Here is a 26,495-nt window from a genome sequence, read left to right as displayed (position 1 = left end):
CTCAGTACGCGCCGCGGCCGGAGTACATCGCCGGGATCGTCGCGAGCATGATCTGGAGGTCGCGGCCGAGCGACCAGCTCGCGACGTACTGGTAGTCGAACCGCAGCATGTCGTGGAACGGGATGTCCGAACGCCCGTAGATCTGCCAGGGGCCGGTGATCCCGGGCCGCAGGTCGAGCCGGCGCTGATGCCAGCCCTCGCTGAACGCCGCCGTCTCCTCCGCGATCAGCGGGCGCGGGCCGACGAGGCTCATGTCGCCGCGCAGCACGTTCAGCAGCTGCGGCAGCTCGTCGAGCGACGTCCGCCGCAGAAAGCCGCCGAGCCGGGTGATGCGCGGGTCGTCGTGGATCTTGAACATCACGCCGTCGTTCGCGTCGTTGTACTTCGCGAACTCCTGCTTGCGCGCCTCGGCGTCGATGTACATCGAGCGGAACTTGTAGATCGAGAAGATCTTGCCGCCGCGGCCGACGCGCTTCTGGCGGAAGAAGACGGGGCCGGGCGAGTCGACCTTGATCGCGATCGCGATCGCGATCAGGATCGGCGCGATCAGGACCAGCATCACGGCGCTCACGGCGGCGTCGCTTATGCGCTTGAGCGCCCGCGCGAAGCCGCTCAGCTGGGGCAGCGTGATCGACATCATCGGCATCCCGCCGACCTGGTCGACGACGCGCGCACCGTCGAGGAACTCGAACAGCCGAGGGACGACGTCGACGGCGACCTGATTATCCCAGCACGTGCGGATGCAGCGCAGCAGGTCGTCGTGGCTGCTGCGGCTGAACGCGACGATCACGCGGTCGACGTCGTAGTGGTCGAGGATCGCGTCGAGATCGCCGAGCGGGCCGAGCCGGGGGAGATCGGGCGAACTGGCGTGGTGGACGTCGTCGTCGACGAGCCCGATCACCTCGAGTCCGAGGTGCGGCGCGAGCTCGAGGCGCTCGACGACCTTTCTCGCCACGATGCCAGAGCCCAGGATGACGGTGCGTTGACGAACTGCTTGAGAGCGCATGACCAGCGACTGCACGACGCCGCGGCCGTTCATCGCCGACAGCGCGGCGATCACGGAGGCCACGATCGACGCGGTGATCGCATGCGGCGCGCCGAGCAGGCTGAGCGCGCCGAGCGCGAGCCACGAGGTGACGAGCGCGACGGAGACGGTCGTCTTCGCCTTGTCCATCGTGCTCGTCCACGGGCGCGGGTCCGGGTCGGTGCAGATGCCGGCGATCGAGCCGACGAAGCGCCAGGCGAGCATGAAGCCGACGATCGCGGCGACCATCCCGAGCGGGCTGGCGTTGACGATCGCGCCGATCGCGACGCCGCCGATCGCGCCCGCGGCCAGCTCGGTCGCGCGGAGTCCGATCTGGAGTCGTCTGCGCAGCAGACGAACGCGCTCGCCGGGCTCCGCGCGGGACGAATCCCGCAACAGCTCCTCGAGCAGCTCGACCCCCGGTCCCGCCTCGGCAATCCTCATGTCAACGATCCGTGTCAACCCGCTCCGGCCTTCCGATGCCACTGATTGCCGCCACTAGTCCCTAAACGGCATATCTGCTGGGGACCTTTAGCGTAGCGCTGCGAGGTGCAAACCTCACAATTGGGCAGAAATATGGCGTATCCCTGCCGATAGCACAAGCTGAAGACGGTAAGAATGGCGTATCGGAACGTCCGCATCATCCTACTGTCGTCCGGCGTCACGGAACTCCCCCCTCGGAGTTCTCCCCGGCGCTTCCGCGCACGTGCCTGGAACGCCTGAAGCCCGCCGGATGGCGGGCTTCAAGAGACATGCGAGGCGCTCCGCGAGGAGCGCGCGTCGGTCGCTGCGACCTACGTCTGCGACGGACCGCGGCGACGCAGGAACAGGCCGCCGAGCAGCAGCGCCACGCCGGCGACGAGGATCGGGATGACGGCGAAGCCCGTGAAGGGCAGCTCGTCGGAGCCCGACTCGGTCGTCAGCTGCCGGGTCGCCTGGACGGCCGGCGGCGGCGTGCTCTCCTTCGCCGGCGCGGCCTCGTTGGCCGGCGGCTGGCTCTCCTCGGCGCCGCCGAGGACGCCTCCGCCTCCGCCACCCTGCTCGCCACCGCCGGCCGGCGGCGTGACGGGGGTCGTCGGCGGCGCGACGGGGGTGGTCGGCGTGGTCGGGTACTGGGCGTTGCCGGCGCTTCCCGATCCGGACGAACCGGAGATCGCGAGGCCGACGCCAGTCGTGCTGAGCATCAGACCGAGCACGAGCATGGCGGTGATCGCGAAGCGCGACCGCATGGGCTCTCCCTTAGTTTGCAGGCTGCGAGTGCTCCGGGCGCGAACCCGGAGGCTGAGTCGATCGAGTTCATGCCCGTCGAGGCGCGGACGCTCGGCTTCGAGACGTGTCTCGATGGAGTCGAAGCGCTCGTCGTCGTGGAGACTCATACCTCCTTATACGTACAGCTCCCTCCATTCCTGACCGAAACTTCACCAAGATGCGCGATCGCGACCTCGAACGGCTCTTCGACGAGCACGCCCAGCCGCTGTTCGGCTTCCTCGCGTACCGCACCGCGGACCGCGCGCTGGCCGAGGACCTCGTCGCCGACACCTTCGAGCGCGCGCTGAGAGCAAGACGCGGCTTCGACCGGCGCAAGGCGAGCGAGAAGACGTGGCTCTACGCGATCGCGCTCAACGTCCTGCGCGACCACGAGCGCCGCCGCGGGGCGGAGGAGCGCGCGCTCGTGCGGCACGGCGCGCCGCGCGCGGGCGCGGAGGACTTCGAGCTCGACCACGTCGACGACCGCGACGCGGTCGCGCGGGCGATGGCCGCTCTGCCGGAGGCCGAGCGCGAGGCGATCGCGCTGCGCTACGGCGCGGGGCTGACGAACCCGGAGATCGCGAAGGTCAGCGGCGAGAAGCTGACGACGATCGAGGGGCGGGTCTACCGCGCGCTCGGCCGGATGCGCGACCAGCTCGGCGGCTGAGCGCCGCCGGTCGCCGCCCGCCGGCCGCCGGCCAGCGGCTATGATCCGGCGCGGACCGTGCTAGGCGGGGAGGTAGCGGTGCCCTGAATCCGCAATCCGCTCTAGCGGGGCTGAATTCCCTTTCGAGGGGTTCGGCGTCCGAGGCCAGCCCGCTGTGCAAAGCGTCGATGGTCAGGTCCCGCGCGGTGACGGCCCGCGAACCAGGTCAGGTCCGGAAGGAAGCAGCCTTAAACGGTCACCGTCATGCGTAGCGGGAGTGCCTGCCGGAGTGGAGCATGGCGTCAGCGCTCGAGCGTCGATCTCGACGAAGGGTGCACGGTCCACTTTTCTTCTCCGCGGTCCGGCGACGACGCCGGGCCGCGCCGCGTGCGCGGGTAGACTGAGTCGTCCCGTGTCTGCCGGTCCCTCGCTCTACCGCCGCCACCGTCCCCGCACCTTTTCCGACGTGGTGGGACAGACCCATGTCGTCCGCACACTGCGCAACGCGGTGGAGCGCGACAAGGTCCATCACGCGTACCTGTTCGTCGGCTCGCGCGGGACCGGCAAGACGTCGATGGCGAAGATCCTCGCCGCCTGTCTCAACTGCGAGCGCGGCGGGCCGACGATCGAGCCGTGCGGCGTCTGCTCGTCGTGCGTCTCGATCGCGAACGCGACGTCGCTCGACGTGATCGAGATGGACGCGGCCTCCAACAACTCGGTCGACGACATCCGCGAGCTGCGCGACAAGGTCGCGTACGCGCCGGTCTCCGGCCGCTACAAGGTCTACATCCTCGACGAGGCGCACATGCTGTCCTCGGCGGCCTGGAACGCGTTCCTCAAGACGCTGGAGGAGCCGCCGCCGCACACGATCTTCGTGCTCGCGACGACGGAGGCGAACAAGGTCCTGCCGACGGTCGTCGACCGCTGCCACCGCTTCGACTTCACGCGCCCGAACGTCGAGGAGATCGCGGGCGTGCTGCGGCGCGTCGCCGACCAGGAGTCGATCGCGATCCCCGACCAGGCGGTCGCGCTCGTCGCGCGGCACGCGACCGGCTCGTTCCGCGACGCGCTCGGCACGCTGGAGCAGCTGACGACGTACGGCGGCTCCGGAGCCGACGGCACCGGAGCGGAGATCTCGGTCGAGGACGTGCTGGCGGTGCTCGGCGTCGCCGACGCCGAGGCGCTCTTCGGCGCGCTCGACGCGGTCTCCGCGCATGACGCGCGCGCGGCGCTGCTGGCGGTCGCGCGGCTGGTCGACGCCGGTCGCGACGCGGGCGGCCTCGTGCGCGAGCTGGAGGCGCATGCGCGCGAGCTGCTGGCCGTGCAGGTGCTGGGCGAGGTCCCGGCGGAGCTGCGGCTGACGCCCGAGCGCGACGCGCGGCTCGCGGCGCAGGCCGCGCAGCTCGGCCGCCAGGACGTCGTGCGCCTGCTCGACCTGCTCTCGGACGCGCTCGACGCGCTCGCCAACGGCGCCCAGGCGCGGATCCAGCTGGAGCTCGCGCTCGTGAAGGCGGCCGCGCCGGAGGTCGACCCGTCGACCCGCGCGCTGCTCGCCCGCATCGACCGGCTCGAACAGCGCCTCGCTGCCGGCGCACCCGCCGCCCCGGCCCCGGTACCGCCGGCCCCCGCCGCACCCGCCCCCGCGACGCCGCAGCAGCCCGCGGCCGATGCAGCCCCGCAGGCCGCGCAACCGGCGCCGCCCACGCAGCCCGCGCAACCGGCGCCGCCCGCACAGTCCGCCCCGCCGGCGCAGTCGGCCCCGCGGCCCGCGCAGGCCGCTCCGCAACCGGCGCCATCCACGCAGGCCGCGCCGCCCGCTCCTTCGCCGGCGCCCGACGCAGCCGCGCCGAGCGACGCGCGGCCGGTCCCGCCCGCCGCCGCGCCGGTCGACGCGACCTTCCCGCCGCCGCCCGACTACACACCGCCGCCGGCCGCCGAGTTCGACGTGCCGCCGCCCGCGACCGCGATCGCGCAGCCGGCCGCCCCGCCGGCCCCGGCGCACGCCGCTCCTCCCTCCAACGGTCTGCCGGCACCGGCAACCGCGGCGGCGACCGCCGTGCGCAGCGAGCCCGCCGCGACGGCGACCGCCACGTCCGAGCCGGCACCGTCGGCCCCGGGCCCGGCCGCTCCCGCGCCGGCCGAGCAGGCCGCTCCGCCCGCACCCGCCGCCCCGCTCACACCCGGCGCCTTCGACCTGTCCGCCCTGAGGGAGCTGTGGCCCGCGGTCATAGACGCCGTCAAGGCCGACAACGCGATGCTCGCCGCCGCGCTCGGCGAGGCGCGGCCGGCCGATGTCACCGCGACCGAGGCGGTCTTCGCGTTCTCGCCCACCGCGGCCTTCTTCAAGCGCAAGGCGGAGGGCGACGAGTGCAGGCGGCTGGTCGCGGAGGCGCTGCGGACGCTCGGCGGGGTCTCGCTGAAGCCGGTGTACGAGCTGCGCGAGCCGCAGGCGGAGGAGCAGGCCCCTGTCGACGGGGTGGGCGGGACCACGTCCCCCGGCATCACCGGCGACGAGCTGGTCGCTCGCTTCGTGGCAGAGTTCGACGCCGAGGAGCTGATCGACGACGACGAGGAAGGCGGCGCCTGATGCCCCAACCGAACATGCAGAAGATGCTCAAGCAGGTCCAGAGAATGCAGGCCGACATGATGGCCGCGCAGGAGAGACTCAAGGACGAGGTCGTCGAGGCGACCGCGGGCGGCGGCATGGTGACGGTCAAGATCAGCGGCGACCTCGAGATCAAGTCGATCGCGATCGACCCCGAGGCGGTCGACCCCGAGGACGTCGAGATGCTGCAGGACACCATCCTCGTCGCGACCAACGAGGCGATCCGCGCCGCGCAGGAGCTGGCCGAGAGAAGACTCGGCGGCATCACCGGGGGCCTCGGCGGACCGGGCGGTCTCGGCGGACTCGGACTCCCGGGGTTCTAGCCGCCGCCTCGCACGATGTCCTCGTTCGCGCCACCCGTCCAGCGGCTGATCACCGAGCTCGGCAGACTGCCCGGCATCGGCGGCCGCACGGCGCAGCGACTCGCCTTCCACCTGCTGCGGGCCTCCGAGGAGGACGCGCTCGCACTCGCCGAGGCGATCAAGGAGGTCAAGGCGCGGATCGGGCTGTGCGAGGTCTGCTTCAACCTCTCCGACGGGCCGCGCTGCCGCATCTGCTCTGACGAGCGCCGCGACGCCGGCCTCGTCTGCGTCGTCGAGGAGCCGTCGGACATCATCCCGATCGAGCGTACGCACGAGTTCCACGGGCGCTACCACGTGCTCGGCGGCGCGCTCTCGCCGATCGACGGGATCGACCCCGAGGACTTGCGGATCGCGGAGCTGTACACGCGCGTGACGCCGCCCGCCGACGCGCCTCAGGACGAGCATCCGACGCCGATCCGCGAGGTCGTGCTCGCGACGAACCCGACCACGACGGGCGAGGCGACCGCGCTGCACATCGCCGCCCACCTGCGCGAGCAGGCGCCGCAGGTGACCGTCACGCGCCTCGCGAGCGGCCTGCCGGTCGGCGCCGACCTCGAGTACGCCGACGAGCTGACGCTCGGCCGCGCGCTCTCGGGCCGCCGCGCCCTCTCCTGATCCCAGCCGGAGACGGTTGACCGAGTGCGACGGCGCCAGTACGGTCGGTCTTCACGACGGTCGCCGACGGCGGCCGTCTCGGGGGACGACGAACGGGGGAAGGGAATGCAGCTCGCGCGTGCGCAGATGCGCTCGAAGCGGTCGATGACGTCGAACGGAAGACGCGTGTCGGAGCGGACCGCCACGGGTGCGCCCGCCTGGTCACCTTCGGCGGGCGCCTGACCGCCGCCCCGCGCCGGAGCCGGCTACCCTACGTCGCCGTGTCGAGAACCGTTGTCATGAAGTTCGGCGGGTCCTCCGTCGCAGACGCAGAGCGTCTCAAGCGCGCCGCCCGGCGCATCGTCGCCGCGCGCGAGGATGGCAATCGGGTGGTCGCGGTGCTGTCCGCCCGCGGCAAGACGACCGACGAGCTGGTCGGGCTCGCGGCCGAGATGTCGGACGCGCCGGATCCGCGCGAGATGGACATGCTCTTGTCGACGGGCGAGCGGATCTCCTGCGCGCTGTGCGCGATGGCGATCAACGACCTCGGCCACCGCGCGATCTCGCTGACCGGCTCGCAGGCCGGGATCGTGACCGACACCTCGCACACGAAGGCGCGGATCCTCGACGTCAGGGCAGACCGCATCAAGACCGCGCTCGACGAGGGTCAGATCGTGCTCGTCGCGGGCTTCCAGGGCGTCTCCACCTCGCATGACGTGACGACGCTCGGCCGCGGCGGGTCGGACACGACCGCCGTCGCGCTCGCCGCCGCCGTCGACGCCGACGTCTGCGAGATCTATACGGACGTCTCGGGCGTCTTCAGCGCCGACCCGCGGATCGTCCCGGACGCCCGCAAGCTCGACGTCGTCTCGTTCGAGGAGATGCTGGAGATGGCCTCCTCGGGCGCGAAGGTGCTGCAGCTGCGGTCGGTCGAGTACGCGCGCAACCACGACGTCCGGATCCACTGCCGGTCGAGCTTCGAGGACGTCACCGGTACCTTTGTCGTCGGAGAGCAGGAGACCATGGAGCACCCTCTCATCACCGCCGTCACCCACTCGACCGACGAGGCGCGCCTGTCGCTCGTCGGCGTGCCCGACGAGATAGGTGCGGCGGCGAAGATCTTCACGGCGCTCGCCGACGCCAACTGCAACGTCGACATGATCATCCAGAACGAGCCGCTCGAAGAGGGCCGCAAGGCCGAGGTCTCGTTCACGGTCCCGCGCGGCGACCTGCGCGTCGCGCGCGAGACGCTGGAGCCGATCGCCGCCGAGCTGGGGGTCGACTCGATCGACGCGGTGCCGGAGATGGGCAAGGTCTCGATCGTCGGCGCCGGCATGAAGTCCCACCCCGGCGTCGCCGCGAAGGTCTTCCAGGTGCTCGCCGAGGAGCGGATCAACATCGAGATGATCTCGACCTCGCCGATCAAGATCTCCTGCGTCATCGCGGCGGACAAGGTGCCCGACGCCGTGCGCGCGCTGCACGGCGCGTTCGAGCTGGGCGCCGGCGGCATCCAGGCCGAGGCGCCGATCGGGGAGCAGGCGCGGTGAGCGCGCCGGAGTCCTACCGCGTCGCCGTCGTCGGCGCGACCGGCCAGGTCGGCACGGTCATGCTGCAGCTGCTGAGAGAGCGCGGCTTCCCCGCGCGCGAGATCGTCCCGTTCGCCTCCGCCCGCTCGGCCGGCAAGGTGCTCGACGGCGGGCTGACGGTCCAGCCGCTGACCGACGAGACGATCCAGGGCTTCGACGTCGCGATCTTCTCCGCCGGCGGCGCGACCTCCGGCGAGTGGGCGCCGCGCTTCGCGCAGGCTGGCGCGGTCGTCGTCGACAACTCGTCGAAGTGGCGCATGCAGGACGACGTCCCGCTCGTCGTCTCCGAGGTCAACCCGGACGCGCTCGACGACCACCGCGGCATCGTCGCCAACCCGAACTGCTCGACGATGCAGATGGTCGTCGCGCTCAAGCCGCTCCACGACGCCGCCGGCATCGAGCGGCTCGTGATCTCGACCTACCAGGCCGTCTCCGGTACCGGCAAGGTCGGCGTCGACGAGCTGATGGACCAGGCGCGCGCGATCGTCGCCGGCGAGCAGGTCCCGGCCGCGCAGGCCTACAAGCACCAGATCGCCTTCAACGCGCTGCCGCACGCCGGCAGCTTCGCGCCCGGCGACGATCACACCGACGAGGAGCGCAAGCTCATCAACGAGACGCGCAAGATCCTCGGCGACCCGTCGATCCGCGTCAGCGCCACGTGCGTCCGCGTTCCGGTCGTCACCGGCCACTCCGAGGCGGTCAACGTCGAGACGCGCGAGCCGCTCTCGCCTGAGCAGGCGCGCGAGCTGCTGCGTGCCGCGCCCGGCGTGACCGTGCTCGACGACCCGGACGCGAACAGCTATCCGCTCGCGATCGACGCCGCCGGCAAGGACGACGTCTTCGTCGGGCGCATCCGTCGCGACCCCGGCAACGAGCGGGCGCTCGACCTGTGGGTCGTCTCCGACAACCTGCGCAAGGGCGCCGCGACGAACGCCGTCCAGATCGCAGAGCAACTGCATGCGCGCGGGCTGATCGGCAGCTCCGCGCGCACGGGCGGTTGAGGACGGGGCGCCCGGACGGCGCCGCCTGATGATCGATCTGCACTGCCACCTGCTGCCCGCGATAGACGACGGTCCGGCTGATCTCGGCGGGGCGTTGACGCTGGCGCAGGCGCAGGTCGACGCGGGCATCCGCACCGTCGCGGTCACCCCGCACGTCAGCCCGGCGGTCCCGACCGACGCGGCTGTGATCGAGCGAGGGGTGGAGGAGCTGCGCGTCGCGCTGCGAGCCGCCGCGATCCCCTTGGAGATCACCACCGGGGCCGAGATCGACGTCCGCTCCGCGGCGGAGATGGACGACGACGGCCTGCTCCGGCTCGCGCTCGGCGGCGGTCCGTGGCTGCTGTTGGAGGCGCCGCTGACGCCGGGGCTGCTGCTGGAGCCGATCCTGTCGACGCTGCTGGTGCGCGGGCACTCGGTCCTGCTCGCCCACCCCGAGCGCTCGCCGGTGCTCCAGCGCGATCCCACCGCGGTCCGCCGGCTGGTCGCCCAGGGCGTGCTGATGCAGCTGACGACCGGCGGCCTCGGCGGTCAGTTCGGTAGAGACGTCCAGCGGTTCGCTGAACAGCTGGTCGACGACGGGCTCGTCCACAACGTCGCGTCCGACGCCCACAACACGCACAGACGACCGCCCGGTCTGCGTGAGCCGCTCGAGCGCGCCGGGCTCGGCGAGCACGTCGCGGCGTGGTGCCAGGACGCCCCCGCCGCGCTGCTCGCGGGCGAGCTGCCGCCGGCGATCCCGCCGGCTCGTCGCCGGCGCTCGGACCGGCGCGGCCTGCGCTCGCTGCTCGGGCGCTGAGCGCCGCGCGCCCGCGCTATCTCCCGCCCGGGTCGGTCAGCCGCGCCAGCTCGCGGCGCGAGCCGACCCCGAGCTTGCGGTAGATGTTGCGCGCGTGGGTGCGGACAGTCTCGATGCCGACGTGCAGCTCCGCGGCGATCTCGCCGTTGGAGCGCCCGCGCTGGAGCTGCGCGAGCACGTCGGCCTCGCGCGGCGTCAGCAGCTGCGGGCCAGGGGACTGCGCCGGCGGCGCCAGCTCGGTCGCGCTGCGCGGCAGCACGTGCAACCCGCGCGAGGCGAGGTGGATCGCGCTGAGCACGTCGCGCGCCTGCGTCTCCTTCGACAGGCAGGCGGTCGCGCCGAACGCGAGCATCTGGTTGCACTCGGCCGGCGTCGGGCGGTTGGCGAGCACGATCAGCCGCGTGGCGGGATGGGCGGAGGCGAGCTGGCGTACCTCCGTGGGACTGCGCAGCGAGCCGAAGTTCAGCAGCGCGACCTGCGGCTGGCGGTCTGCGACGACCTGCGCCAGCTGCTCGTGCGGAACGTCGCTGGCGACGACCGAGAGGTTCTCGTCCTCGGCGATCAACGCTCGCAGGCCGCGGCCGACGAGATCCTCGAAGCGGGCGATCGCGACGCTGACGGGGGAGGCGGCGGACATCGAGCTGCGGTCGATCCTACCTTCCGGGGCGCTGGAACGGGGGAGGACCCTCTCACCCGCGGCTCCCCCCGGACGTCCCCCGAAGATCACCCCACCGAGGGGACGACACGGCCGCCGCGTTCGGAGAAGATGCTTTTCGACTTCTCCCCCTCACACGCGGCAGGGGTACTGGCCGGGAACGGGAATGGGTCTTCCGGGAGGCTGACTCACGTTCCATGCTTGGGGTAGAAGGCCCCCAGTCGTGCGCTGCGATTCCGCACGACGTGGGCGCTCACGCGCCATCGGCCGGCCCGCGTTCCCCCCGCGGGCCGGCCGAACGCGTGCTCCTCGCGGCTCAGGCGGCGACGGGCGCGGCGACGACGGCCGAGGACCAGTCGATCACCGACGTCGGCTTGACGACGTGCTTGCTCATGCCGAGCTGCTTGGGCTCCAGCCCGAGCGCGAGCCCGACGAGCTGCGGCAGGTGCAGGACCGGCATCGCCAGCTCGCGGTTGACGACCTTCGAGGCGAGCGGCTGCTGCAAGTCGAGGTTGAGGTGGCACAGCGGGCACGGCACGACGAGGCAGTCGGCCTCGGCGTCCATCGCGTCGCTCAGGTGCGTCCCGGCCTGCTGCAGCGACGCCTCCTTGTTCATCGTGATGATCGGGAAGCCGCAGCACTTGTACGTGCCGGCGTAGTCGATCACGGTGCCGCCGAGCGCCTCGATCACCCAGTGCAGGTACTGGTCGCGCGGGTGCGCGTCATCGATCCCGAGCCGCTCCGCCGGGCGCACGATGTAGCAGCCGTAGAAGGGGCCGACTCTGAGGTTGGTCAGCGGACGTCTGACCTTCGCCTTCAGGTTCTCCAGGCCGATCTCCTCGACCAGCAGCCAGAGGAAGTTCTTGTTCGTCAGGCCCTTCTCGTAGCTGAGCCCCGGATCGGCCTCGGCGAGCGTCGCGTTGACCTGGGCGCGGTAGTCGGAGTTCGCGTCGAGCCGCTCCTGGCACTCGCCCTGCGCACCCTGGCAGGTCGAGCAGATGTTCATCATCAGCTCGGCGCCCTCGACCTGCTGGGCGAGCGCGAACGTGCGCGCGTTGAGCGTGTCGGCCAGCTCCTGGCTGTGCTCGGAGATGACGCCGGCGCCGCAGCAGCTGGCGCGGTCGAGCGGGACCAGCTCGAGGTCGAGCAGCGGCGCGACCGCGTCCATCGACCCGTGCAGCTCAGGCGTGAAGCCGCGGCTCACGCAGCCGGGCCAGTAGGCGACCTTCATGCGGACTCGCTTTCGCTCGCGACGGCGGTGGCTTCCTGCGCGTCGTCGTCCTCGTACCCGGTGATGTAGAGGTTCAGCTCGACGCGTCTCTCACGGCCCTCGACGATCTCGAAGATCCGGTCGACGGCTCTGAGGTCCTGCTTCGGCAGTCTGTGCCCGAGCATCGCGCCCTTCGGCGTCACCTTGCCGCGGATCAGCGCCTTCGTGATCGCCGGCAGCGAGCTGAGCAGCTCCTGCCCGGCGGATGGGTGGAACTTGCCGAACCACGAGTCGCCGCCGTAGGAGCGCGGCAGCAGCTCGGCCTCGTGCAGCAGGCCGTACTCGTGCACGAGCGTCGTGAACGCGCGCTCGTGGCGCTCGCCGTTGTTGCGGTCGACGATGTGGTGGTCGTTGCCGGAGATGCGCCGCAGGCGCATGATCTGGCTCATCGGCGCGACGCCCTTCGGGCACGCCTCGATGCAGTTGAAGCAGTGGGTGCAGTCGTAGATCCCGTGCGGGTCCTCGGCGAGGTCCTTCAGCCGCTGCTTCTGCTCGGCGTCACGTGGGTCGCCGACGAAGCGGTAGGCCTTGGCGGAGGCAGCCGGGCCGACGAACAGGGGGTCGACCTCCATCGAGAGGCAGTCCGACACGCACGCGCCGCACTGGATGCACGCCATCGTCTGCGTGACGTCGACCATGTTCTCGTGGGGCACGATGTACTCGCGCTCGGGCACCGGCTGTCTCGCCAGCAGCCATGGCGTGACGCGCTGGATCTTCTTCCAGTGGACCGCGTCCATGTCGACGATCAGGTCCTTGATGACGGGCATGTTGCCCATCGGCTCGACCGTGATCGTGCGGCCGTCGGCGTCGATGCCGCTCGCCGCCGCCTTGTCGAGGTGGGTGTGGCACGCGAGCGCCGCTCTGCCGTTGACGCGCACGCCGCACGAGCCGCAGATCGCCGCGCGGCACGAGCAGCGGATGCCGATCGAGCCGTCGGTCTCGCCCTTCGCCTTGAGGATCGCCTCCAGCACGGAGCGGTGCGGCTCCAGCTCGATCGGGAACTCCTCCCAGTACGGCGCCTGCCCGGACTGCGGGTCGAAGCGCCGGAGTCTCAGCGTGTACTCAGCCATCAGTACGTCCTCTCCTGAGGTTCCCACCGCGTGATCGTCACCGGCGCGGTCCCCTTCGTCGGTACGTCCTGCCCATTGCGCGAGATCGTGATGTGGTGCAGCCAGTCGTCGTCGTTGCGGCTCGGGAAGTCGACGCGGAACTGCGCGCCGCGCGACTCTCTGCGCTCCTTCGCGGCGACGACGATCGCCTCGGCGCAGTCGAGCATGTAGCCCAGCTCGAACGCGGCGAGCACGTCCTGGTTGAAGATCGTCCCCTTGTCGTCGGTCGCCGCGTGCGGCGCCTCCTCCTTCAGCCGGCGGACGATCTCGTGGGCGGTCGCGAGTCCCGCCTCGTCGCGGTAGACCGCGACGTATCTGTTCATCGTCTCGCCCAGCTCGTTCTTGATCTCCGACAGGCGCCGGCCGCGGCCGCTCGGCCGCGCGCCGATCGCGTCGATCTCCGCCTGCGCGTCTCTCAGGCTCGACGCGGGCGCGTGCGGCATCGCGCGGCCCTTCGCGCGCGCCGCGGCGTGCTCGCCTGAGCGGCGGCCGAAGATCAGCGTGTCGAGCAGCGAGTTCGCGCCGAGGCGGTTGCCGCCGTGGACCGAGACGCACGCGACCTCGCCGGCGGCGTAGAGGCCGGGGATCGGCGTCTGGCCGTCGGCGTCGGTCTTGACGCCGCCCATGATGTAGTGCATCCCGGGCTTGATGTGGATCGGCTCGCGCGTGATGTCGACGCCGGCGAAGTCTCTGCCGATGTTGACGATCTCGCGCAGCGCCTCCAGCGTGCGCTTGCGCGGGACCTTCGTGATGTCGAGCGCGATCGTGCCGTCGGGGAAGCCGCGGCCCTCGTTGATCTCGGTCTGCTCCGCGCGCGAGACGACGTCGCGCGAGGCCAGCTCCAGCTTGTTCGGCGCGTACTTCTCCATGAACCGCTCGCCGAGCGCGTTGTAGAGGTGCGCGCCCTCGCCGCGCGCGCCCTCGGTGATCAGGAAGCCGTTCTCCGCCAGCGTCGTCGGGTGGTACTGGATCATCTCCATGTCCATCAGCGGCGCGCCGATGCGGTAGGCCTGCGCGATCCCGTCGCCGGTGCAGATCAGCGCGTTCGTCGTCGGCTTGAAGACCTGGCCCGCGCCGCCGGAGGCGAGGATCACCGACTTCGCGTCGAAGACCTCGAGGTAGCCGGTGCGGATGTCGCGCGCGATCGCTCCGACGCAGCGGCCGTCGGCGTCCTGCAGCAGCGTCGTCGTGAACCACTCCTCGTAGCGGTCGACGGTCTCGTGATGCTTCATCAGCTGCTCGTAGAGCACGTGCAGGATCGCCTGGCCGGTGATGTCGGCGACGTAGTACGTGCGCGCCGCGGAGGCGCCGCCGAACGCGCGTGTCCCGAGGCGGCCGGAGTCGCTGCGGTGGAACGTGACGCCGGCGTGCTCCAGCCACAGGATCTCGTCCGGCGCGGAACGGCACATGATCTCGATCGCGTCCTGGTCGCCGAGGTAGTCGGAGCCCTTGACGGTGTCGTACGCGTGCGATTCCCAGGAGTCCCCGGGGTTCAACGCGGCGTTGATCCCGCCGGCGGCGGCGACCGAGTGCGAGCGGACCGGATGGACCTTGCTGAGGATCGCGACCGATGCCCCGGCCTCGGCGGCGGCGAGTGCTGCGCGCTGCCCTGCGAGGCCCGCGCCGATGATGAGGACGTCGTGAGCTGGCATGGCTGCTTACCCTAACCCGGAGCAGGTGCCAGATGTTACATTCGGGTCACCTAATTTCAGGTGCGGAAACGCGCCGCCCGTCGCACCGGTTTGGCGTGTGAGCGCTCGTGGGAAGAACGCGCGGTCAGAGGCGCGAGCTACGAGCGGTCAGGGGCGCGTCGCGACGGCGGCCTGGACCGCGCGGCGCAGGCGCCCGACCGTCACGACGCCGCGCAGGACGCCGGTTCCGTCGACGGCCATGATCGCGCCGAGCGAGCGCATCCCGTCGGCCTCCAGCAGCGCGCGCAGCGACTGGTCCTGCCCGATCCGCCAGTGCTCGCCGTCGTCGGCCTCCATCAGCTCGACGACCGGCTGCACCGGGCGACCGCGCTCGACGGCGTCGCGCGCTCCCTCCTCGCGCAGCACGCCGACGAACCGTCCCGCCCCGTCGACGACGGGGAACCACGGCCAGCGGTAGCGCAGGAAGAACTCGTCGAGCGCGCGGTCGGCCGTCAGCTCGTCGGGGACGCTCACCGGCTGCTCGTCCATGATGTCGGCGACGCGCACGTCCTCCAGCTGCGCGGTGAAGACGGTCTGCGCCAGCAGCGCCCGCGCGGAGCCATTGATCATGAAGCCGACCAGCAGGCACCAGATGCCGATGAACGGGTCGAACGCGACGAGCGCCCAGACGCCGAGGCCCATCAGCACGATGCCGAACCCCTGACCGAGCCGCGCGGCGGCGCGCGAGCCGCGCTCGCGGTCGCCCGTCCACTTCCACACGAGGCCGCGGGCGATCCGGCCGCCGTCGAGCGGGAACGCGGGGATCATGTTGAACACCAGCACGATCGCGTTCATCGTCACGAGCCAGCCGAGCGTCAACGAGACCGGGGTCGTCGGCAGGTCGTTCTGCAGCGTCGCCGCGTCGGCGAACGTGCCCGGCCCGTAGATCGCGACGCCGAGCAGCATGCAGACGACGAGGATCCCGAGCGTCGCGAGTGGGCCGGCGCCGGCGACCTGCAGCTCCTCGCGCGGGGTGCGGCTCTCGCGGCTCATCATCGCGAAGCCGCCGAGCGGCGAGAGCGTGATGCCGGCGACGTCGATCCCGTGCCGGCGCGCGGTCAGCGCATGGCCCAGCTCGTGCACGATCACCGAGCCGAACAGCAGCAGCGCGCTGACGACCGCGGTCACGTACGCGGTCGTCTCGGAGCTGTCGAGCGAGCGCTGAAACTCGTCCGAGAGCCAGAAGATCACGATGAAGAGGACGACGAACCAGCTGAAGTCGACGCCGACGCGAATCCCGAAGATGCGTGCGAGCTGGATCGAGCCAGACCTGCCGAACATGCTGGAATGGTCGCACAGCGACGACGTTCGACCATCGAGGAGGCCCATGAGCGCGGCATTGCAGGAGCTGCGGCAGCGACTGGCGGAGATCGACGACCTCGGCAACGCCGCCGGGCTGCTGAGCTGGGACCAGCAGACGATGATGCCCGAGCGCGCCAACGCGCAGCGGGCCGAGCAGCTCGGGACGCTCAGCGGCATCGTCCACGACCGCTTCACCGACCCCGCGATCGGCCGGCTGCTCGGCGAGCTGGAGGGCGAGGAGGAAGCGCTCCGCAGCGCCGATCCCGACTCCGACGACGCCGCGCTGATCCGCGTCACGCGGCGCGACTGGGAGAAGGCGCGGCGCGTGCCGTCGGAGCTGGCCGTCGAGCTGGGGCGCGCCGGCGGGCTCGGCCACCAGGCGTGGGTCGACGCCCGCGCGAGATCGGACTTCGCCGCGTTCCTGCCGTTCCTGGAGCGCAACGTCGAGCTCAAGCGCCGCTACGTCGAGCTGTTCGACGACGAGGGCTGGGACGACCCCTACGACGTGCTGCTCGACGACTACGAGGAGGGGATGAAGACGGCCGAGGTCGCCGCCCTCTTCGACGAGCTGCGCGCGCAGCTCGTTCCGCTGATCGCCGAGGTCGCCCAGCGCGCGGACGCGATCGACGCCGCGCCGCTGCACGGCGACTTCGACGCCGCCCGCCAGCAGCAGCTCGTGCGCGGCGTGCTCGGCCGGCTTGGCTGGTCGCCCGACGGTTGGCGCCTGGACGAGGCCGCGCACCCGTTCGCGACGAGCTTCGGCCCCAGCGACGTGCGGCTCACGACGCGCTACGACCCGAGCTACATCGGGATGTCGCTCTACGGCGCGATCCACGAGATGGGCCACGGCCTCTACGAGGCCGGCGTCGCGCCGGCGCTCGCGCGCACGCCGCTGGCGAGCGGTGCGTCGCTCGGCCTGCACGAGTCGCAGAGCCGCCTGTGGGAGAACGTCGTCGGGCGCGGCCGCCCGTTCACCGGCTTTCTCCACGGCGAGCTGCAGCGCGTCTTCCCGGACCGCTTCGGCACGGTCGACAGCGAGGCGTTCTACCGTGCCGTCAACAAGGTCGCGCCGTCGCTGATCCGCGTCGAGGCCGACGAGGCGACGTACGGGCTGCACATCATCCTGCGCTTCGAGCTGGAGCGCGAGATGATCGCCGGCACGCTCGCGCTGAAGGACCTGCCCGAGGCGTGGAACGCGCGCATGAAGGAGTACCTCGGCATCGACGTGCCCGACGACGCTCACGGCGTGCTGCAGGACGTCCACTGGTCGGCCGGCGAGATCGGCTACTTCTCGACGTACGCGCTCGGCAACCTGATCGCCGCGCAGCTGTGGCAGCGCGCGCAGGCGGAGCTGCCCGACCTCGACGCGCAGCTGGCGGCCGGCGACGGCGCGGCGCTGCGCGCGTGGCTCGGCGACAGACTGCACCGCCACGGCCGCAAGTTCCCGCCGAAGGAGCTGGTGCAGCGGATCGTCGGCGGCCCGATCGCCGTGCAGCCGTTCGCCGACTACCTGCGCGCGAAGCTGACGCCGCTCTACGGGTTGGGCTAGAGCGCGGGGCGGTTCCGTTCCACGATCGACGCGAAGTCGACGTGGGGCGGCAGCGTGCCGAACGCGTGGCCGTGGTCGCCGGCCAGGCGCGCGGCGCAGAACGCCTCGGCGACGGCGGGCGGAGCGTGGCGCACGACGAGCGAGCCCTGCAGCGCGAGCGCCATCGCCTCGACGAGGCGGCGGGCGCGCAGCTCCGCGTCGGTCGGGTCGGCAAGCTCGTCGCGCAGCCGCGCGACGTGCGCGTCGAGGCGCGGATCGGCGCCGCCGGCGAGCGCCAGCTCGGCGAGGAAGGCGTCGCGCGTGCCCTCCTCGCGGTGGAGCGCGCGCAGGACGTCGAGGCACATGACGTTGCCCGAGCCCTCCCAGATCGAGTTCAACGGCGCCTCGCGGTAGAGCCGCGGCATGCCCGACTCCTCGACATAGCCGTTGCCGCCCAGCACCTCGATCGCCTCGGCCGCGTGCTGCGCGTTGCGCTTGCAGACCCAGTACTTCATCACCGCGGTCGCGATCCGCTTGAACGGGTGGTCCTGCTCGTCGTATGCGCGTGCGAGCCGCATCGCAGCGATCGTCGCGGCCTCCGACTCGACGCACAGGTCGGCGAGCACGTTCGCCATCAGCGGCTGCTCGATCAGCAGCCGACCGAACGCGCTGCGGTGGGCGGCGTGGTGGGTCGCGAGCGCGGTCGCCCAGCGCATCCCGGCGGCAGAGCCGATCACGCAGTCCAGGCGCGTGTGGTTGACCATCTCGATGATCGTCGCGACGCCGCGGCCGGGCTCGCCGACGAGCTGGCCGTAGGCGCCGGCGAACTCGACCTCGCTCGACGCGTTGGAGCGGTTGCCGAGCTTGTCCTTGAGCCGCTGCAGGTGGAAGGCGTTGCGGGTCCCGTCCGGCCGCCAGCGCGGCACCGCGAAGCAGGAGACGCCCTCGCCCTCGATCTGCGCGAGCACGAGGAAGAGATCGCACATCGGCGCCGAGCAGAACCACTTGTGCCCGGTCAGCGCGTACTCGCCGCCGGGACCGCCCCCGCCGACCGCGCGTGCGACGGTCGTGTTGGCGCGCACGTCGGAGCCGCCCTGCTTCTCGGTCATCCCCATCCCGCAGAGGGCGCCGGTCTTCTCTGCGGCCGGCACGTCGCGGCTGTCGTAGCGGGCCGAGGTGAGGCGCTCCTCCCACACGTCGAGCAGCTCCGGCTGGGCGCGCAGCGCCGGGACGGCGGCGAACGTCATCGTGATCGGGCAGCCGTGGCCGGCCTCGACCTGCGAGAAGGTCAGCGACAGCGCCGTGCGCGCCGCGTGCGCGCCGGCGCGCTCCTCGCGCCACGGCAGCGCGTGGATCGCGTGCTCGACCGACGTCTGCATCAGCCGGTGCCACGAGGGATGGAACTCGACCTGGTCGACGCGGTTGCCGAAGCGGTCGTGCGTCTTCAGTCTCGGCGGGTTCTCGTTCGCCTCGAAGCCCCAGCGGATCGCGTCGCCGCCGGCGATCTCGCCGACCATCACCGCGTCGGCGCGGGCCCAGCCGCCGCCTTCGCGCTCGAGCGCCTCGACGAGCGGACGGTTGGTCGTGAAGAGGTCGATGCCCTCCAGCGGCGGCGGTTGGTTGGAGACGGCGTGCGTGACCTGCGTGTCCCCGGGCGGCGCGAGCGACATGCGTGACAGTCAACCACGATCTGCACCACCTGGCGGCGGTTGCGCCGGGCGGTGCGAGGACCGCTGGGGGCCGCCCGTCGATAGCATCGCCGGCCTATCTCGACGAGAAAGGCTCAGGTTTCGTGACTGACAAGCAACCCGTCCGCGTCGCCGTCACCGGTGCCGCCGGCCAGATCGGCTACGCCCTGCTGTTCCGCATCGCCAGCGGCGCCCTGCTCGGACCCGACCAGCCCGTCTCGCTGCGGCTGCTCGAGATCACCCCCGCGCTGAAGGCGGTGGAGGGCGTGATCATGGAGCTGGACGACTGCGCCTTCCCGCTGCTGCACAGCGTCGAGGCGACCGACGACGCGAACGTCGCGTTCGACGGCGCGAGCGTCGGCCTGCTCGTCGGCGCGCGCCCGCGCTCCAGAGGCATGGAGCGCGCGGACCTGCTGGAGGCCAACGGCGGCATCTTCAAGCCGCAGGGCCAGGCGATCAACGCGCACGCCGCGGACGACATCAAGGTGCTCGTCGTCGGCAACCCGGCGAACACCAACGCGCTGATCGCGGCGAGCAACGCGCCCGACGTGCCGAAGGACCGCTTCCACGCGATGACGCGGCTCGACCACAACCGCGCGATCGCGCAGCTGTCGAAGAAGACCGGCGCCGCGGTGAAGGACATCACCAACGTGACGATCTGGGGCAACCACTCGGCGACCCAGTACCCCGACATCTTCCACGCGAAGGTGAACGGGCAGAACGCGGCTGAGCTGGTGAACGACCAGGCGTGGCTGGAGAACGACTTCATCCCGACGGTGCAGAAGCGCGGCGCGGCGATCATCGACGCGCGCGGCGCCTCCAGCGCCGCGTCGGCGGCGAACGCGGCGATCGACCACGTCCACGACTGGGTGCTCGGCACGCCGGCCGGCGACTGGGTGTCGATGTCGGTCCCGTCCGACGGCTCCTACGGCGTGCCCGAGGGGATCATCTCCTCGTTCCCGTGCACGACGAAGCCCGGCGGCGAGTACGAGATCGTCCAGGGCCTGGAGATCGACGCCTTCTCACGCGCGCGGATCGACGCGAGCGCCAACGAGCTGGTCGAGGAGCGCGCGGCGATCAGACAGCTCGGCCTGATCTAGCGCCAGGCCGGGATCGGGCACCGGCGCGGGGGGTGCGCGCCAGTGACCTGGGGGAATGCGGGGGCGGCGTCCGGCCTACGCCGGATGCCAGCCCTTGTCCTCGCGCCGCACCTTCCCCTCCTCCTCGAGCTGGGGGAGAATGCGGTAGAGGTAGTTGGGCTTGATGCCCATGTGCTCGGCGAGCTCCGGGATCGAGATCCCGGGACGCGTGCGCACCAACTCGACCGCCTGTGCCGCGCGCGTGTTCTCGCCGCGGCTGCCGCGCGGACGCCCGCGCCGCGTGCTGCCTGCTCCGTTGCTGCGCGCGGCGGCTCCGCGCGTGCGTCCCGCCGGACGCGCCTCGACGTCGCCCAGCGCCGCCGCGGCGGCTTCGAGCCGGTGGTACTCGTCGAGCAGCGGTCGCAGTTCCTTCAGACGCCCCTCGATCTCTTTCACTTTCGCGTTGAGAAAGTCAGCCACGTCGTCTCCGGTCCTTTCTCCTGATTGGCCCCGACGGAGGATGGAAGACGCAAACGTTCACGCTTCGGCAACTGACACGGCCGAACGGTCCGCCCCCTGAATTCCCCCTACGTATATGTTCAAAAGACCGTCTCGTCACTGCGTCCGAGCCGGCCGATCCGAATCTTAGCGCGGTGGACCGTGAGCGGCCCTCACTGGTGGAATGAAATGAACTGGGACCGAGTCACTGTCGCTCCAGGAGCAGCTTGAGCCGCTCCAGCGAGCGCTGCGCCTCGCGCTCGGAGAGCCCGCCGACGAGCACCCGACCGGCGACCGCGCCGAGCGGGCCGCCGGGGGTCTTGAACTCGTTCGTGTACTCGAAGCGCGTGCCCGTGCCGTTCGGGCTCAGCTCGTAGACGATCGACGCGTGCGAGTGGACGGGACCGCGGCCGTTCCAGACCGCGCGTCGCGGCGGGTCGAGATCGACGACGGTCCACGCGACGTGCAGGTGGGCGCCGCGCAGGTTGAGCGTCTGCTCGAACGTCGAGCCGCGCACGAGCCGCGCCGGCGCCTCGCTCAGTCTGCGGTGGATCGTGACCCAGTCGGCGAGCCGCCGCGGGTCCATCAGGACCTCCCACACGCGCTCCTGCGGAGCTGCGATCTCGATCGCGGTGCGGACGACGGTCATGCCGGCACCCTACCCGTCACCGCGCCGCGAGCGGCTCCTCGCGCTCCCACTCGCCGAGCGCGTGCTCGATCGCCGCGTCGAGGCGGTGCAGGCGCACGCCGAGCAGCGCCGCCGCGTCGTCGGTGCGAGGCAGCAGGTCGCTCGAGAGGCCGGCCATCAGCGGGCCGACGAGCGCGTGCTGCTCGCCCGCGATCGCCGCCGCGATCCGGCTCGTGATGCTCGCCGGCGCGGGCGGGTCGAGCGCGAGCACCGGGCGGTCGAGCAGCAGCAGGTCGCGGATCCGCTCGATCAGCTCGCGGTAGCTGACGACGTCCGGCCCCGCGATGTCGAGCGAGCGGCCGGTGGCGGGCGGCAGCTCGGCGGAGGCGGCGTGCGCGAGCAGCTCGACGACGTCGCGCTCGTCGATCGGCCGGGTGCGGAAGTCGCGCCAGCCCGGCAGCGCCAGCACCGGCATCCGCTCGATCAGCCTGACGAGGAAGCGGAACGAGCGCGAGCGCGCGCCGATCACGATCGAGGCGCGCAGCGCGATCGAGTCCGGCACCGCGTCGAGCAGCACGCGCTCGACCGCGAGCCGGCTCGCGAGGTGGGTCGACGCCGGCGCCTGCTCGGGCACGAGCCCGCCGAGGTAGACGATCCGCCGCACGCCGGCCGCGGCGGCCGCGTCCGCGAAGCGCTCGGCCGCACGGCGCTCGCGATCGGCGAACGGGTCGGGGCGCTGGTCGCCGTTCGCGGGCGGCGGCTCCATCGAGTGGATCAGGAAGTAGGCGACCTCGACGCCGTCGAGCGCCGCGGCCAGCCCCGTGCCGGTGACCGCGTCGCCGATCGCGAGCGGGACGTCGACCGTCACGCGGGCTGCGTCGCGCGCAAAGCCGCGCAGCTCGTGACCGTCGTCGCGGAGGCGTGGGACGAGCCGCGAGCCGACGAAGCCGCTGACGCCCGTTATCAGGATTCGCATGCTCCTGACAGTGTGGCTGGACGGTTTGCGAGAAAGCTCCGCAAAGTGCGGGGGCTTTCAGCGCCTCATAGCAAAAATCCACGGATTTGCAGGATCTTCCGGTCGCGAGAGAAAGTTCCTGCGTTTTGCGGGAAACGGCATTGAGCCCTCCCCGGCACTTCTGTTTCACTGCCGCCTCCGGTTACGAGCAGGCGGCCCGAGAGGCCAGTCGAAGGAGGTCGAAGCGCAGAATGGCGAAGGGTCGTGGGAACGGACGCAGAGTGGGTTGCGAAGACTGCTTCTTCCGTCAGAACCTCCTCTGTGCGCTCGCGGACGACGAGCCGTGCGCGACGTTCCGGCCGGCTCATCCAGACGGGCTCCGCCCGCCCCGCCAGCTGCGCTTCCAGTTCCGTCAGGAACGCCGCACCCAGGCCGTCTGGGCGATGCCCTCGGCGCAGGAGCAGGCAGCCCTCCACGCCTGAAGCTGGCCACACGGCTAGCATGTCCCACCCACGTGGGACGGCCCTCGGCGTGAAGATCACCGTGCTCGGAAAATCGCCCGCCTGGCAGGACGCCGGCGGAGCGTGCAGCGGCTACCTGATCGAGGAGGACGGCGTCTGCCTGCTGCTCGACTGCGGCAACGGCGTCTTCGGCAAGTTGCGCGAGGTGCACGACTACGAGACGGTCGACGCCGTCGTGGTCACGCACCTGCACGCCGACCACTGCATCGACCTGATCCCGTACTCGTACGCGCTGTCGTACTCGCCGCGGGCGAGATCGTTCCCGCGCTCGCGGCCGACGCTCTACGTGCCGCCCGGCGGCCGCGACGTCTTCCGCCAGATCGCCGGCGCCTGGCAGACGCCGGAGCTGGTCGAGCAGGCCTTCTGCCTGATCGAGTACGACCCGGTCGGGCGGATCGAGCTGGGTCCGCTGACGATCTCCTTCCACGAGGTCCCGCACTTCATCCGCACACACGCCGTCAAGGTCACGGGCGCGACCGGCAGCTTCACGTTCGGGGCCGACTGCTGTCCCAACGAGGCGCTCGTCGAGTTCGCGCGCGATAGTGACCTGCTGATGCTGGAGGCGACGCTCGACCAGCCGGAGACGAACGGGCACCGCGGTCACCTGACCGCCGCCGAGGCCGGCGAGCACGGCCGCGAGGCCGCCGCGAGACGGCTCGTGCTGACCCACATCGCAGCCGACGCCGACCTGGCACGGGCGCGCTCGGAGGCCGAGCGCACGTTCGGCGGGCCGATCGAGATCGCGCACGAAGGCGCGGTCTACACCGTGTAGGGGTACATTCCGCCGTATGGCTCCACCGGAACGCGATCTCTTCGCGAACTTCGAGCGGATGCGGCGGGAGATGGACGAGCTGTTCGGCGACGTCTTCCAGCGTCCCGGGATCGCTCCGCGCAAGCGCGGCGGCTTCTCGCCGGCGGTCGACGTCTACTACGCCGACGAGCCGCCGCGCGCGGTCGTGACGGCGGAGCTGCCCGGCATCGACGCTGACAGACTCGCGCTGGAGATCCAGGGTCGCGAGCTGGTGCTCTCCGGCCACCGCCGCCCGAACGAGGCGGAGAACCGCATCTATCAGCAGGTCGAGATCGAGCACGGCCCGTTCCGGCGCGTCGTCCAGCTTGGCGCGGAGGTGCGCGCCGAGGAGGCGAAGGCCGTCTACGAGGACGGCCTGCTGCGCGTCGAGCTGCCGCTGGTGCAGCCGCAGTCGCGCCGTCGCAGCGTTCCGATCGAGGTACCCCGCACCAGAGCCGGGTCAGGCGGATCCGAGTGATCGAGATCGGCACCCCCGGCCAGGCGCGCGAGATCGAGGTTCCGACTCAGCGCGGCCTGCCGGCGGCGCTGCCGGTCCTGCCGCTGCGCGACAGCGTCACGTTCCCCGAGACGCTCGTGCCGCTCGCCGTCGGCCAGGAGCGCAGCATGGCGCTCGTCAACGACGTGCTCGGCGGCGACCGCATGATCGCGCTCGTCGCGAGCCGCAAGCCGGAGCTGGAGACGCCCGGGCCCGAGGACCTCTACGACGTCGGCGTCGCGGGCGTCGTCGCGCGGATGCTGAAGGTGCCGGACGGCACGCTGCGGATCCTCGTGCAGGCGACGCAGCGGATACGCGTCGCCGGCTGGGACAGAACGGAGCCGTACCTCGTCGCGCGGATCGCGGAGGCGCCCGACTCCGGCGGGCAGGAGACGCCCGAGCTGATCGCGCTGATGCGCAACGTGCAGGCGACCTTCTCGAACATCGTCGAGGAGGTCCCGTACCTGCCCGAGGAGCTGCACATCGCGATCGCGAACCTCGACGACCCGGGCGCGCTCAGCCACCTGATCGCGAGTGCGCTGCGGATCAGAACCGAGGAGAAGCAGCAGCTGCTGGAGGAGCGCGACGTCGCCAAGCGGCTGCGCCGCCTCTCCGAGATCCTCGCGCGCGAGCTGGAGGTCGTCGCGCTCGGCTCCAAGATCCAGTCGCAGGTCCAGTCCGAGCTCGACAGAACCCAGCGCGAGTACTTCCTGCGCCAGCAGCTGAAGGCAATCCAGGAGGAGCTGGGCGAGGGCGACGAGATGGCCGCCGAGGCAGAGGAGCTGCGCGAGCAGCTCGACGAGCTCGAGCTGCCGGAGGAGGTCCGCAAGCAGGTCGACCGCGAGCTGTCGCGGCTGGAGCGGATTCCGCCCGCCTCCGCCGAGCACGGCGTGATCCGCGGCTACCTGGAGTGGATCGCGGCGCTGCCGTGGAGCGAGCGGACCGCCGACAACCTCGACCTCAGACACGCCCGCACCGTGCTCGACGAGGACCACTACGACATCGAGCAGGTGAAGGACCGCATCCTCGAGTTCCTCGCGGTGCGGAAGCTGAAGCCGGACGCCCGCGGCTCGATCCTCTGCCTCGTCGGACCGCCCGGCGTCGGCAAGACGTCGCTCGGCAGATCGATCGCGAGAGCGCTCGGGCGCAGATTCGAGCGCATCTCGGTCGGCGGCGTCCGCGACGAGGCCGAGATCCGCGGCCACCGCCGCACCTACATCGGCGCGATGCCGGGCGTGATCGTCCGCGCGCTGCGCGACGCCGGCTCCAAGAACCCGCTGTTCATGATCGACGAGATCGACAAGATGGGCTCCGACTTCCGCGGCGACCCGGCCAGCGCGATGCTGGAGGTGCTCGACCCCGAGCAGAACGCGACCTTCCGCGACCACTACCTCGACCTGCCGTTCGACCTCTCCGACGTGATGTTCGTGACGACGGCGAACACGCTCGACACGATCCCCGGCCCGCTGCGCGACCGGATGGAGACGATCCAGCTCGCCGGCTACACCGAGGAGGAGAAGCTGGAGATCGCGCGCCGCTACCTCGTGCCGCGGCAGATCGAGCGCAACGGCCTGCGCAGAGCGCAGATCGCGTTCAGCGACGCGGCGCTCAAGACGATCGTCTCCGACTACACCCGCGAGGCGGGCGTGCGCGGGCTCGAACGCGAGATCGGCACCGTCTGCCGCAAGATCGCGCGCCAGGTCGCCGAGGGCAGAGTCAAGAGAAAGGTCACCGTCAGCGCGCCGAAGGCGCGCGAGCTGCTCGGCAAGCGGCGTGTCTTCCGCGAGACGCGGCGACGGACGGCGGAGCCGGGCGTCTCGACCGGGCTCGCCTGGACGCCGGTCGGCGGCGACGTGCTGTTCGTCGAGGCGACGGCGATGACGGGCAGCGGCAAGCTGACGATCACCGGGCAGCTCGGCGACGTGATGCGCGAGTCCGCGCAGGCGGCGCTGTCGTGGGTCCGCAGCCACCCGCCCGAGGGGATCGACGACGACTGGTTCGCCAGACACGACGTCCACGTCCACGTGCCGGCCGGCGCGATCCCGAAGGACGGGCCGAGCGCCGGCATCACGATCGCGACGGCGCTCGTCTCGCTGCTGACGCGCAGGCCGGTTCGAGCCGACGTCGCGATGACGGGCGAGATCACGCTGACCGGCCAGGTGCTGCCGATCGGGGGCCTGAAGGAGAAGGCGCTCGCGGCGCAGCGCAGCGGCATCAGAGTCGTGCTCGCGCCCGCGCTCAACGAGCAGGACGTCGACGACATCCCCGAGCACCTGCGCAAGGACCTCGACTTCCACTTCGTCTCGCGCATCGAGCAGGTGCTCGAGATCGCGCTCGCCGCGAGAGCCGCGCGGAGACGGCCGGGCGCGCCGCGCGGCGCCCCCGCAGCCGCCTGAGGACCCGCGTCAGCCCGCCAGGCAGGG

23 protein-coding genes and 1 other RNA gene are annotated in these 26,495 nt (G+C 71.5%); 13 read left to right on the top strand and 11 right to left on the bottom strand.

The features are described 5' to 3' along the window. Position 1: 1 nt before the first annotated feature. Positions 2-1,468, bottom strand: a complete 1,467-nt coding sequence (locus CWOE_RS26580; RefSeq protein WP_012936753.1) for a sugar transferase — start codon at positions 1,466-1,468, stop codon at positions 2-4. A gap of 350 nt (positions 1,469-1,818) precedes the next feature. After that, on the bottom strand, positions 1,819-2,253 hold the full coding sequence (locus tag CWOE_RS26575; RefSeq protein WP_012936752.1) for a hypothetical protein: 435 nt from the start codon (positions 2,251-2,253) through the stop codon (positions 1,819-1,821). A 197-nt stretch (positions 2,254-2,450) separates the two neighbouring features. On the opposite strand from CWOE_RS26575, the gene CWOE_RS26570 reads away from it, so the two are divergent. The 8 genes from CWOE_RS26570 (at position 2,451) to CWOE_RS26540 (ending at position 9,862) form a co-directional block, all read left to right on the top strand. Next, positions 2,451-2,939, top strand: coding sequence for an RNA polymerase sigma factor (locus CWOE_RS26570; protein ID WP_012936751.1), 489 nt, complete (start codon positions 2,451-2,453; stop codon positions 2,937-2,939). A gap of 55 nt (positions 2,940-2,994) precedes the next feature. Further along, positions 2,995-3,258: signal recognition particle sRNA large type (gene ffs, locus CWOE_RS32300), an RNA gene on the top strand. A gap of 129 nt (positions 3,259-3,387) precedes the next feature. Further along, entirely contained in the window at positions 3,388-5,505 is a 2,118-nt protein-coding gene (dnaX, locus tag CWOE_RS33700; protein WP_236262167.1) for a DNA polymerase III subunit gamma/tau, read from the top strand. Next, a complete protein-coding gene (locus CWOE_RS26560; RefSeq protein ID WP_012936749.1) occupies positions 5,505-5,846 on the top strand; it encodes a YbaB/EbfC family nucleoid-associated protein in 342 nt (113 codons plus the stop codon). Before dnaX ends, CWOE_RS26560 begins: the two co-directional genes overlap by 1 nt. Positions 5,847-5,861: 15 nt before the next feature. After that, positions 5,862-6,500: a recombination mediator RecR gene (recR, locus tag CWOE_RS26555; protein ID WP_012936748.1), complete on the top strand. Its 639-nt coding sequence runs from the start codon at positions 5,862-5,864 to the stop codon at positions 6,498-6,500. Between the two features lie 278 nt (positions 6,501-6,778). Continuing rightward, positions 6,779-8,026 (top strand): aspartate kinase, encoded by a 1,248-nt coding sequence (locus CWOE_RS26550; protein ID WP_012936747.1) that lies wholly within the window; start codon positions 6,779-6,781, stop codon positions 8,024-8,026. Then, positions 8,023-9,066, top strand: coding sequence for an aspartate-semialdehyde dehydrogenase (locus CWOE_RS26545; RefSeq protein WP_012936746.1), 1,044 nt, complete (start codon positions 8,023-8,025; stop codon positions 9,064-9,066). The genes CWOE_RS26550 and CWOE_RS26545 overlap by 4 nt, the downstream gene beginning before the upstream one ends. A gap of 28 nt (positions 9,067-9,094) precedes the next feature. Then, a complete protein-coding gene (locus CWOE_RS26540; RefSeq protein ID WP_012936745.1) occupies positions 9,095-9,862 on the top strand; it encodes a tyrosine-protein phosphatase in 768 nt (255 codons plus the stop codon). A 16-nt stretch (positions 9,863-9,878) separates the two neighbouring features. Here CWOE_RS26540 and CWOE_RS31535 read toward each other — a convergent pair whose 3' ends face one another. The 5 genes from CWOE_RS31535 to CWOE_RS26515 form a co-directional block, all read right to left on the bottom strand. Beyond that, complete coding sequence (locus CWOE_RS31535) at positions 9,879-10,499, bottom strand: response regulator transcription factor (RefSeq protein WP_012936744.1); 621 nt, start codon at positions 10,497-10,499, stop codon at positions 9,879-9,881. A gap of 334 nt (positions 10,500-10,833) precedes the next feature. Next, positions 10,834-11,748 (bottom strand): CoB--CoM heterodisulfide reductase iron-sulfur subunit B family protein, encoded by a 915-nt coding sequence (locus CWOE_RS26530; RefSeq protein ID WP_012936743.1) that lies wholly within the window; start codon positions 11,746-11,748, stop codon positions 10,834-10,836. After that, positions 11,745-12,857: a succinate dehydrogenase/fumarate reductase iron-sulfur subunit gene (locus tag CWOE_RS26525; protein ID WP_012936742.1), complete on the bottom strand. Its 1,113-nt coding sequence runs from the start codon at positions 12,855-12,857 to the stop codon at positions 11,745-11,747. The genes CWOE_RS26530 and CWOE_RS26525 overlap by 4 nt, the downstream gene beginning before the upstream one ends. After that, positions 12,857-14,548: an FAD-binding protein gene (locus tag CWOE_RS26520; RefSeq protein ID WP_012936741.1), complete on the bottom strand. Its 1,692-nt coding sequence runs from the start codon at positions 14,546-14,548 to the stop codon at positions 12,857-12,859. Before CWOE_RS26520 ends, CWOE_RS26525 begins: the two co-directional genes overlap by 1 nt. 147 nt (positions 14,549-14,695) lie before the next feature. Then, positions 14,696-15,868, bottom strand: a complete 1,173-nt coding sequence (locus CWOE_RS26515) for a site-2 protease family protein (RefSeq protein WP_012936740.1) — start codon at positions 15,866-15,868, stop codon at positions 14,696-14,698. A 46-nt stretch (positions 15,869-15,914) separates the two neighbouring features. On the opposite strand from CWOE_RS26515, the gene CWOE_RS26510 reads away from it, so the two are divergent. Then, entirely contained in the window at positions 15,915-17,438 is a 1,524-nt protein-coding gene (locus tag CWOE_RS26510; RefSeq protein ID WP_012936739.1) for a carboxypeptidase M32, read from the top strand. Here CWOE_RS26510 and CWOE_RS26505 read toward each other — a convergent pair. Beyond that, a complete protein-coding gene (locus tag CWOE_RS26505; protein WP_012936738.1) occupies positions 17,435-19,087 on the bottom strand; it encodes an acyl-CoA dehydrogenase family protein in 1,653 nt (550 codons plus the stop codon). The genes CWOE_RS26510 and CWOE_RS26505 overlap by 4 nt on opposite strands. A gap of 122 nt (positions 19,088-19,209) precedes the next feature. Between CWOE_RS26505 and CWOE_RS26500 the strand changes: the two genes are divergently transcribed. Beyond that, positions 19,210-20,205, top strand: a complete 996-nt coding sequence (locus tag CWOE_RS26500; protein ID WP_012936737.1) for a malate dehydrogenase — start codon at positions 19,210-19,212, stop codon at positions 20,203-20,205. A gap of 75 nt (positions 20,206-20,280) precedes the next feature. On the opposite strand, the gene CWOE_RS26495 is transcribed toward CWOE_RS26500, so the two are convergent. The 3 genes from CWOE_RS26495 to CWOE_RS26485 all read right to left on the bottom strand — a co-directional run bounded on the left by CWOE_RS26495 (position 20,281) and on the right by CWOE_RS26485 (position 22,286). Beyond that, entirely contained in the window at positions 20,281-20,664 is a 384-nt protein-coding gene (locus CWOE_RS26495) for a winged helix-turn-helix transcriptional regulator (RefSeq protein ID WP_012936736.1), read from the bottom strand. 223 nt (positions 20,665-20,887) lie between these two features. Then, positions 20,888-21,331 (bottom strand): SRPBCC family protein, encoded by a 444-nt coding sequence (locus CWOE_RS26490; RefSeq protein ID WP_012936735.1) that lies wholly within the window; start codon positions 21,329-21,331, stop codon positions 20,888-20,890. Between the two features lie 16 nt (positions 21,332-21,347). After that, positions 21,348-22,286 (bottom strand): NAD-dependent epimerase/dehydratase family protein, encoded by a 939-nt coding sequence (locus tag CWOE_RS26485; protein WP_012936734.1) that lies wholly within the window; start codon positions 22,284-22,286, stop codon positions 21,348-21,350. A gap of 480 nt (positions 22,287-22,766) precedes the next feature. Between CWOE_RS26485 and CWOE_RS26475 the strand changes: the two genes are divergently transcribed. From CWOE_RS26475 to lon, 3 genes are read left to right on the top strand one after another with little or no spacing between them, the layout of a single operon-like run. Continuing rightward, the gene (locus CWOE_RS26475) at positions 22,767-23,558 is read left to right on the top strand and encodes an MBL fold metallo-hydrolase (protein WP_012936732.1); all 792 of its coding nucleotides are present in this window, start codon (positions 22,767-22,769) and stop codon (positions 23,556-23,558) included. A gap of 16 nt (positions 23,559-23,574) precedes the next feature. Next, positions 23,575-24,054 carry an Hsp20/alpha crystallin family protein gene (locus tag CWOE_RS26470; RefSeq protein ID WP_012936731.1) on the top strand — a complete coding sequence of 160 codons (480 nt, stop codon included), beginning with the start codon at positions 23,575-23,577 and terminating at the stop codon, positions 24,052-24,054. Next, positions 24,051-26,468 (top strand): endopeptidase La, encoded by a 2,418-nt coding sequence (gene lon / locus CWOE_RS26465; RefSeq protein WP_012936730.1) that lies wholly within the window; start codon positions 24,051-24,053, stop codon positions 26,466-26,468. Before CWOE_RS26470 ends, lon begins: the two co-directional genes overlap by 4 nt. Positions 26,469-26,495: the final 27 nt, after the last annotated feature.

Origin of the sequence: Conexibacter woesei DSM 14684, from assembly GCF_000025265.1 — a bacterium.
In the GTDB taxonomy this organism is placed as follows: Bacteria; Actinomycetota; Thermoleophilia; order Solirubrobacterales; family Solirubrobacteraceae; genus Conexibacter; species Conexibacter woesei.
Note: the sequence above shows the minus strand (reverse complement) of the source record. Positions and strands in the feature narration are given on the sequence as shown.

Bases quoted from the DNA above. Each gene is read 5' to 3' on its own strand.
- CWOE_RS26580 (WP_012936753.1), bottom strand. From the start codon at position 1,468: ATGAGGATTGCCGAGGCGGGACCGGGGGTCGAGCTGCTCGAGGAGCTG.
- CWOE_RS26575 (WP_012936752.1), bottom strand. From the start codon at position 2,253: ATGCGGTCGCGCTTCGCGATCACCGCCATGCTCGTGCTCGGTCTGATG.
- CWOE_RS26570 (WP_012936751.1), top strand. From the start codon at position 2,451: ATGCGCGATCGCGACCTCGAACGGCTCTTCGACGAGCACGCCCAGCCG.
- CWOE_RS26560 (WP_012936749.1), top strand. From the start codon at position 5,505: ATGCCCCAACCGAACATGCAGAAGATGCTCAAGCAGGTCCAGAGAATG.
- recR (WP_012936748.1), top strand. From the start codon at position 5,862: ATGTCCTCGTTCGCGCCACCCGTCCAGCGGCTGATCACCGAGCTCGGC.
- CWOE_RS26550 (WP_012936747.1), top strand. From the start codon at position 6,779: ATGAAGTTCGGCGGGTCCTCCGTCGCAGACGCAGAGCGTCTCAAGCGC.
- CWOE_RS26540 (WP_012936745.1), top strand. From the start codon at position 9,095: ATGATCGATCTGCACTGCCACCTGCTGCCCGCGATAGACGACGGTCCG.
- CWOE_RS31535 (WP_012936744.1), bottom strand. From the start codon at position 10,499: ATGTCCGCCGCCTCCCCCGTCAGCGTCGCGATCGCCCGCTTCGAGGAT.
- CWOE_RS26530 (WP_012936743.1), bottom strand. From the start codon at position 11,748: ATGAAGGTCGCCTACTGGCCCGGCTGCGTGAGCCGCGGCTTCACGCCT.
- CWOE_RS26525 (WP_012936742.1), bottom strand. From the start codon at position 12,857: ATGGCTGAGTACACGCTGAGACTCCGGCGCTTCGACCCGCAGTCCGGG.
- CWOE_RS26520 (WP_012936741.1), bottom strand. From the start codon at position 14,548: ATGCCAGCTCACGACGTCCTCATCATCGGCGCGGGCCTCGCAGGGCAG.
- CWOE_RS26515 (WP_012936740.1), bottom strand. From the start codon at position 15,868: ATGTTCGGCAGGTCTGGCTCGATCCAGCTCGCACGCATCTTCGGGATT.
- CWOE_RS26510 (WP_012936739.1), top strand. From the start codon at position 15,915: ATGAGCGCGGCATTGCAGGAGCTGCGGCAGCGACTGGCGGAGATCGAC.
- CWOE_RS26505 (WP_012936738.1), bottom strand. From the start codon at position 19,087: ATGTCGCTCGCGCCGCCCGGGGACACGCAGGTCACGCACGCCGTCTCC.
- CWOE_RS26490 (WP_012936735.1), bottom strand. From the start codon at position 21,331: ATGACCGTCGTCCGCACCGCGATCGAGATCGCAGCTCCGCAGGAGCGC.
- CWOE_RS26485 (WP_012936734.1), bottom strand. From the start codon at position 22,286: ATGCGAATCCTGATAACGGGCGTCAGCGGCTTCGTCGGCTCGCGGCTC.
- CWOE_RS26475 (WP_012936732.1), top strand. From the start codon at position 22,767: ATGTCCCACCCACGTGGGACGGCCCTCGGCGTGAAGATCACCGTGCTC.
- CWOE_RS26470 (WP_012936731.1), top strand. From the start codon at position 23,575: ATGGCTCCACCGGAACGCGATCTCTTCGCGAACTTCGAGCGGATGCGG.